The sequence below is a fragment of the Pseudomonas sp. MWU16-30317 genome (assembly GCF_020515695.1).
GTDB lineage: Bacteria > Pseudomonadota > Gammaproteobacteria > Pseudomonadales > Pseudomonadaceae > Aquipseudomonas.
This window is the reverse complement of sequence record NZ_JAIWJA010000003.1, coordinates 575,073-587,810: the sequence shown is the minus strand read 5'-3', so window position 1 is coordinate 587,810 and position 12,738 is coordinate 575,073. Positions and strand designations below refer to the sequence as shown.

Annotated in this window: 9 protein-coding genes; 7 read left to right on the top strand and 2 right to left on the bottom strand. The window is 62.5% G+C overall.

Features of this window, described 5'->3' with window-relative positions; translation table 11 throughout:
- Positions 1–135 precede the first annotated feature (135 nt).
- Positions 136–2,613 (top strand): penicillin-binding protein 1A, encoded by a 2,478-nt coding sequence (locus tag LIX93_RS11710; protein ID WP_226504196.1) that lies wholly within the window; start codon positions 136–138, stop codon positions 2,611–2,613.
- Positions 2,614–3,084: 471 nt separating this feature from the next.
- On the opposite strand, the gene LIX93_RS11705 is transcribed toward LIX93_RS11710, so the two are convergent.
- Both LIX93_RS11705 and rpmE read right to left on the bottom strand, forming a co-directional pair.
- A complete protein-coding gene (locus LIX93_RS11705; protein ID WP_226504195.1) occupies positions 3,085–4,353 on the bottom strand; it encodes a malic enzyme-like NAD(P)-binding protein in 1,269 nt (422 codons plus the stop codon).
- Positions 4,354–4,667: 314 nt separating this feature from the next.
- Positions 4,668–4,889, bottom strand: a complete 222-nt coding sequence (rpmE, locus tag LIX93_RS11700; RefSeq protein ID WP_226504194.1) for a 50S ribosomal protein L31 — start codon at positions 4,887–4,889, stop codon at positions 4,668–4,670.
- A gap of 285 nt (positions 4,890–5,174) precedes the next feature.
- Here rpmE and LIX93_RS11695 point away from each other — a divergent pair, with 285 nt between their 5' ends.
- The 6 genes from LIX93_RS11695 to LIX93_RS11670 all read left to right on the top strand — a co-directional run bounded on the left by LIX93_RS11695 (position 5,175) and on the right by LIX93_RS11670 (position 12,684).
- Positions 5,175–7,394, top strand: coding sequence for a primosomal protein N' (locus tag LIX93_RS11695; protein ID WP_226504193.1), 2,220 nt, complete (start codon positions 5,175–5,177; stop codon positions 7,392–7,394).
- Between the two features lie 273 nt (positions 7,395–7,667).
- Entirely contained in the window at positions 7,668–9,404 is a 1,737-nt protein-coding gene (gene argS / locus LIX93_RS11690; RefSeq protein WP_226504192.1) for an arginine--tRNA ligase, read from the top strand.
- A 1-nt stretch (position 9,405) separates the two neighbouring features.
- On the top strand, positions 9,406–10,092 hold the full coding sequence (locus LIX93_RS11685) for an SPOR domain-containing protein (RefSeq protein WP_226504191.1): 687 nt from the start codon (positions 9,406–9,408) through the stop codon (positions 10,090–10,092).
- Between the two features lie 212 nt (positions 10,093–10,304).
- Positions 10,305–10,835, top strand: a complete 531-nt coding sequence (gene hslV / locus LIX93_RS11680) for an ATP-dependent protease subunit HslV (protein ID WP_226504190.1) — start codon at positions 10,305–10,307, stop codon at positions 10,833–10,835.
- A 62-nt stretch (positions 10,836–10,897) separates the two neighbouring features.
- Entirely contained in the window at positions 10,898–12,232 is a 1,335-nt protein-coding gene (hslU, locus tag LIX93_RS11675; RefSeq protein ID WP_226504189.1) for an ATP-dependent protease ATPase subunit HslU, read from the top strand.
- Between the two features lie 74 nt (positions 12,233–12,306).
- Positions 12,307–12,684 carry a DUF971 domain-containing protein gene (locus tag LIX93_RS11670; protein ID WP_226504188.1) on the top strand — a complete coding sequence of 126 codons (378 nt, stop codon included), beginning with the start codon at positions 12,307–12,309 and terminating at the stop codon, positions 12,682–12,684.
- Positions 12,685–12,738: the final 54 nt, after the last annotated feature.

The window sequence follows — 12,738 nt, the reverse complement described above, 5'->3', positions numbered from 1 at the left end:
GATGCATTTAATAGCAGTCTTGACAGAAGCGCAAATGACGCTTGGTGTCGAAAAATGCTTATAATGCGCAGCGCTTTTTGCCCGTTTTTACCCGTTTGCGCTTAACTCATTCTTTTATCTGGAAATCCAAAAGCCTTGATACGCCTGCTGAAGTTTTTATGCTGGTCTTTCCTCGGTGTGTTCTGCGGGCTTGCGCTCGGTCTGAGCGGCGCCTACCTCTATCTTAGCCCGGGCCTGCCGTCCGTCGAGATGCTGAAAAGTGTCCAATTGCAAATACCCCTGCGTATCTATAGCAGCGACGGCAAACTGATCGCTGAATTCGGCGAAATGCGCCGTTCTCCCATCAAGTTCTCGGACATTCCGCCCCACTTCATCCAGGCCCTGCTGTCTGCCGAAGACGACAACTTCGAAAACCACTACGGGGTCGATCCCAGCGGCCTGGTTCGTGCCGCGGGACAACTGGTGCGCACCGGTCACATTCAGACCGGCGGCAGTACGATCACCATGCAGGTGGCAAAAAACTACTTCCTCAGCAGCGAGCGTAGCTTCTCGCGCAAAAGCAACGAGATTCTTCTCGCCTTGCAAATTGAGCGCCAACTGAGCAAAGACGAAATTCTCGAGCTCTACGTCAACAAAATCTACCTCGGCAACCGCGCCTACGGCATCGAAGCCGCCGCACAGGTGTATTACGGCAAATCGATCCGCGACGTAAGTCTGGCGCAGATGGCAATGATCGCCGGTTTGCCAAAGGCGCCATCGCGCTTCAATCCGCTGGCCAACCCGGTGCGCGCCAAGGAGCGCCGCGACTGGATCCTGGGACGCATGTACAAGCTGGGCAAGATCGACGAAGCCAGCTACCAGAGCGCCCTGGCCGAGCCGATCAACGCCAGCTATCACGTGCCGACGCCAGAAGTGAACGCCCCCTACATCGCCGAAATGGCCCGCGCCGAAATGGTCGGTCGCTACGGCGCAGACGCCTACACCGAGGGTTTCAGGGTCACCACCACGGTGCCCAGCGACCTCCAGGACTCGGCCAACAACGCAGTACGCGACGGCCTGATCGAGTACGACAAGCGCCACGGCTACCGCGGCCCGGAATCGCGTCTGCCCGGCAAGACCCGTGACGCCTGGCTGACCGAACTGGGCAAGCAGCGCACCCTCAACTCGCTGGACCCGGCGATCGTCACCCAGGTCGACAAGACCGGCATCACCGTTCTGACCCGCGAAGGCAAGGATGAACAGGTGAGCTGGGACACCATGAAATGGGCCCGACCGTTCCTTAATACCAACAGTGTCGGGCGCGTGCCGAGCCAACCTTCGGATGTCGCACAGGTCGGCGACCTGATCCGCGTGCTGCGTCAAGAAAACGGCAGCCTTGCCTTCTCGCAAGTCCCTACCATCCAGAGCGCGCTGGTCTCGCTGGATCCGCACAACGGCGCCATCCGCGCGTTGGTGGGCGGCTTCGCCTTCGAGCAAAGCAACTACAACCGCGCGATGCAGGCCAAGCGTCAGCCGGGTTCGAGCTTCAAGCCGTTCATCTATAGCGCGGCGCTCGACAGCGGCTATACACCAGCGACCCTGGTCAACGATGCGCCGATCGTGTTCGTCGATGAATCGGTAGACAAGGTCTGGCGCCCGAAGAACGACACCAACACTTTCCTCGGCCCGATCCGCCTGCGCGAAGCCCTGTACAAGTCCCGCAACCTGGTGTCGATCCGCGTGCTGCAGAGCCTCGGCGTCGAGAACGCGATCAACTACATTTCTCGCTTCGGCTTCAACAAGCAGGACCTGCCGCGCAACCTGTCGCTGGCTCTGGGCACCGCCACCTTGACGCCGATGGAGATCGCCACTGGCTGGAGCAGCTTCGCCAACGGTGGCTTCAAGGTGTCGCCGTATCTGATCCAGCAGATCGAAAGCCGCACCGGCGACGTATTGTTCACCGCCAATCCGGCCACCGTACCGCCAGACGAAGGCCAGGCCGACCCGGAACTGGCCGACGCCAACGCTATCCCGGCTCCGGACCCAGCCGCCACCAAGCTGATCACCAGTGATACCAGCCCGGCGACCGTAGCACCTGCGGTACCTGCCGCGCCTAGCGCACCGATCATCGCACCGCGGATCGTCGATGGACGCACCACGTACATCCTCACCAGCATGCTCGAAGACGTGATCAAGCGTGGCACCGGTCGCCGCGCCTTGTCGATGAACCGTCCGGACATCGCCGGCAAGACGGGCACCACCAACGACTCCAAGGACGCCTGGTTCTCCGGCTACAACGGCGATTACATGACCACCGTGTGGACCGGCTTCGACCAACCGGAAACCCTGGGCCGCCGGGAATTCGGCGGCACCGTGGCGCTGCCGATCTGGATGGACTACATGGGCGCGGCGCTCAAGGGCAAGCCGGCGCACACCCAACCGGAACCGGAAGGCATCGTCAGTCTGCGGGTCGACCCGGTCAGCGGTCGCGCCGCCAGCCCGGGCACCCCGGATGCGTACTTCGAACTGTTCAAGAGCGAGGACAGCCCGCCGTCGAACAGCGAGTTGGGCAACGGCCAGGCGCCAGGCAGCCCACTGCCGGCCGACGAGTCCGCGCCGATCGATCTGTTTTAAGATCCGTGCAAGGCATGCCGGCCTCTTCGCGGGCAAGCCTTGCTCCCACAGCTGTACGACTCTGGAACTGTGGGAGACAGCCCGCTGCCGGCCGATCTGTTTCAAGATCCGTGCAAGGCATGCCGGCCTCTTCGCGGGCAAGCCTTGCTCCCACAGCTGTACGACTCTGGACCTGTGACAGACAGCCCGCTGCCGGCCAATCTGTTTTAAGATCCTTGCAAGGCATGCCGGCCTCTTCGCGGGCAAGCCTTGCTCCCACAGCTGTACGACTCTGGACCTGGGGGAGACAGCCCGCTGCCGGCCGATCTGTTTCAAGATCCGTGCAAGGCATGCCGGCCTCTTCGCGGGCAAGCCTTGCTCCTACCTGTGGGAGCAGAGCTTGCTCGCGAAGAGGCCCGAAAGCACACCGCCAGACAACAAAAAGCCCCGACTCTCACGAGCCGGGGCTTTTTGTTGTAGCGCTACAACGGCTTAGCCGTTGAACACGTCATCCACGCTTTTGAGCGGGTAGTTTTTCGGGTACGGCAAGGTGGCCACACCGGTCTCGATCGCGGCTTTGGCCACAGCGTCGGAGATCAGGGTGATCAGGCGCGCATCCATTGGCTTCGGAATGATGTAGTCACGACCGAATTCCAGCTTGATGCCGCCGTAGGCGTCGCACACTTCCTGAGGCACCGGCAGCTTGGCCAGTTCGCGCAGGGCGTTGGCGGCGGCGACTTTCATTTCCTCGTTGATGCGCTTGGCGCGCACGTCCAGCGCACCACGGAAGATGAACGGGAAGCCCAGCACGTTGTTGACCTGGTTCGGGTAGTCCGAACGACCAGTGGCCATGATCACGTCATCACGGGTGGCATGCGCCAGCTCTGGCGAGATTTCCGGATCAGGGTTCGAGCAGGCGAACACGATCGGGTTGGCAGCCATGGTCTTCAGGCCTTCAGCGCTCAACAGGTTCGGACCGGACAGGCCGACGAACACGTCAGCACCTTGCAGAGCATCAGCCAGGGTGCGCTTGTCGGTGGCGTGAGCGAACACAGCCTTGTACTGGTTCAGGTCGTCACGGCCAGAGTGGATCACGCCGCTGCGATCGATCATGAAGATGTTTTCGATGCGCGCGCCCATGCTCACCAGCAGCTTCATGCAGGAGATGGCAGCTGCACCAGCACCCAGGCAGACGATTTTCGCGTCTTCGAGGGTCTTGCCGGCGATTTCCAGGGCATTGATCATGCCGGCCGCGGTAACGATCGCGGTGCCGTGCTGGTCATCGTGGAAAACCGGGATGTCGCACTGTTCGATCAGGGCGCGCTCGATCTCGAAGCACTCTGGTGCCTTGATGTCTTCAAGGTTGATGCCACCGAAGGTGATGGAGATACGCTTGACGGTGTCGATGAAGGCTTGCGGGCTTTCGGAATCCACTTCAATGTCGAAAACGTCGATGCCAGCGAAACGCTTGAACAGCACACCCTTGCCTTCCATGACTGGCTTGGACGCCAGCGGGCCGAGGTTGCCCAGGCCGAGGATAGCGGTGCCATCGGAAATCACCGCGACCAGGTTGCCCTTGCCGGTGTATTTGTAGGCCAGCTCTGGGTCACGCGCGATTTCACGGACAGGCTCGGCTACACCAGGGCTGTACGCCAGCGACAGGTCGCGAGCGGTGGCAGTGGCTTTGGTGATTTCGACGCTCAGCTTACCTGGACGTGGAGTGGCGTGGTATTCGAGAGCGGCAGTTTTCAAATCTGACATGGTGGCGTTCCGCTTGTGCTGTTGATCTTGACGGACCGCCGAGGATACGCGCGAAGGAAAGGCCCGACAAGACTGGCCGGTCACTTAGTGTCAAGGACCGCGAGCTAAGACCTTAGGCTTAATTGGCCAGGCTTGTGGTGCTGCCACTGGCCCCATTACGGACAAGCTTTGCCCCCAATCGGCTGCGGGAGCAAGGCTTGCCCGCGAAGGCGTCGACCCTGCCAACACCTGAATCCCAGACATAAAAAAGGCGCCCCGAAGGACGCCTTTTTTTCAGCCTGGCACACCTCGAGGGTTTGCCAGTGCCAAAAGCCTTATTTGGCTTTTGGAGCGCCGAAACCAGCAAAACGCTGCTTGAAGCGATCGACGCGGCCGCCGATGTCCAGAGTCTTCTGCTTACCGGTGTAGAACGGGTGGCATTCGGAGCAGACGTCCAGGCTCAGTGGCTTGCACAGAGTGGATCGGGTCTTGATGACGTTACCGCAGGAGCAGGTGGCGTCAATGGCTTCGTACGCTGGATGAATATCAGCTTTCATGGCTACTTCCTCGGGCTAGGCATGCCGCCACTCAACACTATTGTTGAATACCGCACGCAATTAGGCCGCGCATATTACCAGACATTGCGATGGACGCAAGTTATCGCGCTTACCGATGGTCGTCTGCTAGCATCTGCCTCCACCGCATTCAATGGGGGAGCGGGCGCTGCCCGCGAAGAGGCCTGACAGCCACTGCGCATTCGGCCAAACACCGGGTACACAGCTTCGCAGGCAAAGCCCGCTCCCACAAAAGCCCTGCAGCATCGCTTACCGAGAACCTACCGCGTGCCCGACGTCATCCTGCGCCTCGCCCTGCCCTCGCCGCTGCGACGCCTGTTCGACTATCGCGCGCCGGCCGGGGTCGATGCGACCCAGCTGCAAGCCGGCATGCGCCTGCGGGTGCCGTTCGGGCGTCGGGAGATGATCGGCGTGCTGATCGAGGTCACCGACCACACCGACGTGCCGCTGGACAAATTGCGCCCCGCCAGCGCCCTGCTCGACCCGGTCAGCCCTATCCCCGAGTCCATGTTCAAGCTGTGCCTATGGACCGCGCAGTACTATCAGCACGGCCTGGGCGATACCCTCAGTTGGGCGCTGCCCGTGCTACTGCGCCAGGGCGAGCCCGCCGAAACCCGCCAGGAGCGCTTCTGGCAGATCGCCCCCGGCGCGAGCCTCGATGACCCGCGCATCGCCCGTGCGCCCCGGCAGCGTGAAGCCCTGACCACCCTGGCCCAGCATCCCCACGGCGTCGCCCATCAACTATTGAGCAAGCTGCAACTGAGCAAGGACAGCCTTGACCTGCTGCTGGCCAAGGCGCTGGTTACCGTCGAAGTGCGCCGCCACGCGCCGGGCGAGCGCCATGACCGCTGGCTGGCGCAGCCGGAGTTGCCCCTCAACAGCGAACAACGCGCCGCCTTCGAAGCGGTGCGTGCCGGCTTCGACAGTTTCCACGCCTTCCTCCTGGCCGGGGTCACCGGCAGCGGCAAGACCGAGGTCTACCTGCAACTGATCCGCGAGACCCTGGAGGCCGGCAAGCAAGCGCTGGTGCTGATCCCGGAAATCAACCTCGGGCCACAGACCCTCGCGCGTTTCGAACAACGCTTCAATGCCCGCATCGCCTTGCTGCACTCGGCCGTCAACGATCGCGAGCGTCTGGACGCCTGGCTGGCCGCCCGCGATGGCGAGGCCGATATCATCATCGGCACCCGCTCGGCGCTGTTCACGCCGATGAAGAATCCGGGCCTGATCATCATCGATGAAGAACACGACGGCTCCTATAAACAGCAGGAAGGCCTGCGCTACCACGCCCGCGACCTGGCCCTGGTGCGCGCCCGCCAGGAAAACATCCCGATCCTCCTGGGATCGGCCACGCCGTCGCTCGAAAGCCTGCACAACGCCTACACCGGCCGCTATGGCCTGCTGCGCCTGGAACACCGCGCCGGCGGCGCCCAGCAACCGAAATTCATGCGCCTGGACGTCAAGAGCCGCCCCCTGGACAGCGGCATCAGTGGCCCCATGCAGCAGGCCATTGGCCAGACACTGGAGCGAGGCCAGCAGGTACTGGTGTTCCTCAACCGCCGCGGCTTCGCACCCACCCTGCTGTGCCACGATTGCGGCTGGCTGTCCGAATGCCCGCGCTGCGACGCCCGCACCACGGTACACCAGCGCTCCGGCGAGCTGCGCTGCCACCACTGCGGCCATGTCGAGCGCGTGCCGCGCCAGTGCCCGAAATGCGGCACCAAGGACCTGCGCCCGGTCGGTGCCGGTACCGAGCGGGCCGAAGAGCGCCTGACCACGCTGTTTCCCGACTACCCGGTGTTGCGTGTCGACCGTGACAGCACCTCGCGCAAGGACGCAATGAACCAGCTGTTCGCGACCATCCAGCGCGGCCAGCCGTGCATCCTCGTCGGCACGCAGATGCTTGCCAAAGGGCATCACTTTCCGCGGGTAACGCTGGTGTCGATCCTGGATGCCGACGGCGGCCTTTTTTCCGGGGATTTTCGCGCCAGCGAGCGCATGGCCCAGTTGATCGTGCAGGTCGCCGGGCGTGCCGGGCGCGCCGAAGAGCCGGGCAAAGTGATCATTCAGACCCACCTGGCCGAGCATCCTTTATTGGTGCAATTGACCGAGCAAGGCTATTTCGCTTTTGCCGAACAGGCCATCAGCGAGCGGCGCGCTGCCGGCCTGCCACCCTTCTCGCACCTGGCGCTGTTGCGGGCCGAGGCACACAAGCCGGGCCAAGCCGAAGGCTTCCTCGATGAAGCTTGCAGCGCCGCCGAACAACTGCTGGCGCAGATGGGCCCGAACAGCATCGAGCTGCTGGGCCCGGTGCCGGCACCCATGGAACGCCGCGCCGGGCGCTATCGCGCGCAATTGCTGGTCCAGGCCAGCGCCCGCGCGCAACTGCACCGCCTGCTCAACGCCTGGATGCTGCAACTGGAGCAGATGCCCAGCGGCCGTCAGGTGCGCTGGTCGCTGGATGTGGACCCTGTCGATCTCTATTGATCCGGCCGGCCTCTACACGAGCAAGCTTTGCTCCCACAGAGTCGGCAGATCTCAGTCGTCCTGTAGGAGCAAGGCTTGCCCGCGAGGGGCCATCAGCGCCACCGCCCGCATAAAGCCCTGCCATAAATCTTGCCGCCCAACACCCAAGCTCTCACAGGGATTAACCTCTCGCTAAAACCCAAGGTTGGCAAGCTCGCCCCGGCAACGGATAATGGCCGATTTTTCCACCTGCGCTCTTTGGGCGCGACCGTGCCGCGGTCGATTGAGAGAACCATGAAAGACACCATCCGCCAGCTGATCCAACAAGCCCTGACCCATCTCGTCAAAGAAGGTGTCTTGCCTGAAGGGCTGACGCCGGCGATCCAGGTGGAGAACGCGCGCGACAAGACCCACGGCGACTTCGCCAGCAACATCGCCATGATGCTGGCCAAACCCGCCGGCATGAAGCCCCGCGACCTGGCAGAAAAGATCATCCAGGCGTTGCCCGCCGATCCGCAGATCAGCAAGGCTGAAATCGCTGGCCCGGGCTTTCTCAACTTCTTCCAGAACACCCAGGCGCTGGCTGGCCGCCTTGACGCCGCGCTGGCCGACCCCAAGCTGGGCGTCAGCAAGCCAGGTGCTGCGCAACGTGTAGTGGTCGACCTCTCCGCCCCCAACCTGGCCAAAGAGATGCACGTCGGCCACCTGCGCTCCACCATCATCGGTGACGGCGTGGCACGGGTCCTGGAGTTCCTCGGCGACACGGTGATTCGCCAGAACCACGTGGGCGACTGGGGCACTCAGTTCGGCATGTTGATGGCGTACCTGCAGGAAAATCCGATCACCAGCAATGAGCTGTCGGACCTTGAAAACTTCTACCGCGCCGCCAAGAAGCGCTTCGACGAATCCCCAGAGTTCGCCGATCGCGCCCGCAGCCTGGTGGTCAAGCTGCAGGCTGGCGATGCCGAATGCCTGGAACTGTGGGGGCGCTTTCGCCAGATATCCCTGTCCCACTGTCAGGAGATCTACGAACAGCTCAATGTCAAATTGACCATGGCCGACGTAATGGGCGAAAGCGCCTACAACGACGACCTGATCAACGTGGTCAACGACCTCAAGGCCAAGGGCCTGCTGGTCGAGAGCAATGGTGCCCAGTGCGTGTTCCTCGAAGAATTCAAGACCGCCGACGACGAGCCGCTGCCGGTGATCATTGTCAAGGCCGACGGTGGTTATCTCTATGCCACCACGGACCTGGCAGCCGTGCGCTATCGCAGCAACGTGCTCAAGGCCGATCGAGCTCTGTATTTCGTCGACCAGCGCCAGGCCCTGCACTTCCAGCAAGTGTTCGAAGTCGCCCGCCGCGCTGACTTCATCAGCAACGGCATGCAGGCCGAACACATGGGCTTCGGCACCATGAACGGCGCCGACGGCCGCCCGTTCAAGACCCGTGACGGCGGCACCGTGAAGCTGGTCGACCTGCTGACCGAAGCCCAGGAGCGTGCCTACAGCCTGGTCAAGGAAAAGAACCCCGAGGCCGCCGAAGCCGACCTGCGCGCCATCGCCAAGGTGGTGGGCATCGGCGCCGTCAAATACGCCGACCTGTCCAAGCACCGCACCAGCGACTACAGCTTCAACTTCGACCAGATGCTCAACTTCGAAGGCAACACCGCGCCCTACCTGCTGTATGCCTATACACGCGTGGCCGGGGTGTTCCGCAAGCTGGGCAAGGGTTTCGACGAAGTCGGCGGGCAGATAAACCTCGATGCCCCGCACGAGCAGGAACTGGCCGCGCGGCTGGCACAGTTCGGCGAGGTGCTGAACAACGTCGGCGAAAAAGGCACGCCACACGTGCTGTGCGCCTACCTGTATGACATTGCCCAGCTGTTCTCGAGCTTCTACGAAAACTGCCCGATCCTGACCGCCGACAGCCCGGAACAACAAAACAGCCGTCTGCTGCTGGCCGCTCTGGCCGGTCGTACCCTGAAACAAGGCCTGCAACTGCTGGGCCTGGATACACTGGAGCGAATGTAAGTTGGCCGCCAAGAAAAAACCTGCTCCCAAGCGTGGCGCCAGCCGCAATTCCGCTCCAGCGAAGAAGCCCATCCCCGGATGGCTGTGGATGGCCATCGGCCTCACGGTGGGTGCGTTCGTCGTCTTCCTGATGAAGCTCGAACCAGGCAAGGAAGACGTCAAGCGCAGCCGCGAAGAAGCCAAGGCGGCGAAAATCCTCGAAGCCAACAAGACGCCTCCCAGCCCGCAGGTGCCGGTCAAGCCCAAGTACGACTTCTACACGCTGCTGCCTGAATCGGAGGTCATCGTGCCGCCTGATGCCGTGCCGGAGAAAACTCCGCCGGTGCCAGCACAACCGCCGGTCACTCCGGCTGAAGCGGCGAAGATCGACACCGCCCGCGCCCAGGCGGCGCTGAGCGGGCAAACGCCGCCGCCAGCACCTGCGATCGTCAAGCCGGCTGCGACCACGCAGTTCTTCCTGCAGGCTGGCTCGTTCCGCAACAAGACCGACGCCGACAAAGTGCGGGCGCAGATTCTGCTGCTAGGCCAGGGAGTGAACGTCGAGTCCGGCACGGTCAAGGACGATACCTGGTACCGCGTGCTGGTCGGGCCGTTCAGCAACCGCGAGCAGCTCACCACCGCGCAGAAGCAACTGGCGGGCAGCGGTTTCAACAATCTGTTGCTGCAGCAGCGTCAGACGCGGCAGTAGTCAGCGCTTCGAACGGCCCCTTCGCGGGCAAGCCTCGCTCCCACAGAATCGAGTGGTACACCTGTGGGAGCAAGGCTTGCCCGCGAAGAGGCCTGTGAGAACGCCACACATCCCGGATGAAACCCGTCACCGCCAAAGCTTGAAATCCCCCCTCACACCCCCATATGAGTTTCCATCAGGGCATTTTCGCCCCGCTGCGTGGAGACTCTCCCTTGACCACCATCGTTTCAGTCCGCCGTCACGGCAAAGTCGTCATGGGCGGCGACGGCCAGGTTTCCCTCGGTAATACCGTGATGAAAGGCAACGCCAAAAAGGTCCGTCGCCTGTACCACGGTCAAGTCATCGCGGGTTTCGCTGGCGCCACCGCCGACGCCTTCACCCTCTTCGAGCGCTTCGAAAGCCAGCTCGAAAAACACCAGGGCCATCTCGTGCGCGCCGCTGTCGAACTGGCCAAGGAATGGCGCACCGACCGCTCCCTGAGCCGCCTCGAAGCCATGCTCGCCGTGGCCAACAAGGATGCCTCGCTGATCATTACCGGTAACGGCGATGTCGTCGAACCTGAAGACGGCCTGATCGCCATGGGCTCCGGCGGCGCCTACGCCCAGGCGGCTGCTCGCGCCCTGCTGATGAAAACCGACCTGGGTGCACGGGAAATCGCCGAAACCGCCCTCGGTATCGCCGGCGACATCTGCGTGTTCACCAACCACAACCTGACCATCGAGGAGCAGGATCTCGCCGAGTGATCAGTCAGGGACGCTCCCTCAGGATCGAACCACACTGAACCTTGCCGAGACCGACACACGCCATGTCCATGACCCCCCGCGAAATCGTCCACGAACTCAACCGCCATATCATCGGCCAGGACGATGCCAAGCGCGCCGTCGCCATCGCCCTGCGCAACCGCTGGCGCCGCATGCAGCTGCCTGAAGAGCTGCGCGTCGAAGTGACGCCCAAGAACATCCTGATGATCGGCCCGACCGGCGTCGGCAAGACCGAAATCGCCCGGCGCCTGGCCAAGCTGGCCAACGCCCCGTTCATCAAGGTCGAAGCGACCAAGTTCACTGAAGTCGGCTACGTCGGCCGTGATGTCGAGTCGATCATCCGCGATCTGGCCGATGCCGCCCTCAAGCTGCTGCGCGAGCAGGAAATCGTCAAGGTCCGCCATCGCGCCGAAGACGCCGCCGAGGAACGCATCCTTGACGCGCTGCTGCCACAGGCCCGCGGCAGCTTCAGCGAAGAAGCCCCGGCGAGCGATTCAAACACGCGCCAGCTGTTCCGCAAGCGCCTGCGCGAAGGCCAGCTGGACGACAAGGAAATCGAGATCGAAGTGGCCGAGATGGCTGGCGTCGATATTTCTGCGCCGCCAGGCATGGAAGAGATGACCAACCAGCTGCAGAGCCTGTTCGCCAACATGGGCAAGGGCAAACGCAAGAGCCGCAAGCTCAAGGTCAAGGAAGCGCTCAAGCTGGTGCGTGAAGAAGAAGCCGGGCGCCTGGTCAACGAAGAAGAGCTCAAGGCCGCAGCCCTCGAAGCGGTGGAACAGCACGGCATCGTGTTCATCGACGAGATCGACAAAGTCACCAAGCGCGGCAATGTCGGCGGCGCCGATGTGTCCCGCGAAGGCGTGCAGCGCGACTTGCTGCCGTTGATCGAAGGCTGCACGGTGAATACCAAGCTGGGCATGGTCAAGACCGACCACATCCTGTTCATCGCCTCGGGCGCGTTCCACCTGAGCAAGCCGAGCGACCTGGTGCCCGAGCTGCAAGGCCGGCTGCCGATCCGCGTCGAGCTCAAGGCCCTGAGCCCGGAAGATTTCGAGCGCATCCTCAGCGAACCGCACGCGTCGCTGACCGAGCAATATGTGGCACTGCTCAAGACCGAAGGCCTGCATATCGAGTTCGCCCCGGAAGGCATCAAGCGCCTTGCCCAGATCGCCTGGCAGGTCAACGAGAAGACCGAGAATATCGGTGCCCGTCGCTTGCACACGCTGCTGGAGCGCTTGCTGGAGGAAGTCTCGTTCAGTGCCGGCGACCTGGCCAGCGCCCACAGCGAAACGCCGATCCGCATTGATGCCGACTACGTCAACAGCCACTTGGGCGAGCTGGCGGAAAACGAAGATCTGTCGCGCTACATACTGTAGAGCAGCGGCAAGCGGCAAGCTATAAGCTGAATACTTGTAGCTTGCAGCTTGCAGCTGCCCAAGAGCCCCTGGCCATGACCAACCTCCCCACCGCCATCAACCTGCACAAAGCCTCGAAAACCCTCACCCTGCAATACGGCACGGGGGAGTCCTACACCCTGCCCGCCGAATTCCTGCGAGTGCACTCGCCTTCGGCCGAAGTGCAGGGCCACGGCAAGCCGATCCTGCAGTTCGGCAAACTCGGAGTCGGCCTGACCAAGATCGAACCTGCCGGGCAATACGCACTCAAATTGACCTTCGACGATGGCCACGACAGCGGTCTGTTCACCTGGGAATACCTCTACCAGCTCGCCGTTCGTCAGGAAGATCTGTGGAATGACTATCTGGACGAACTGCGTGCCGCCGGCAAGACCCGCGACCCCGCGCAATCCGTGGTCAAGCTGATGCTCTGAGCCCCAGCAGGGCTTTCCAGCATCGGTTTTCCAAATCTATTTGCTTGAATACCT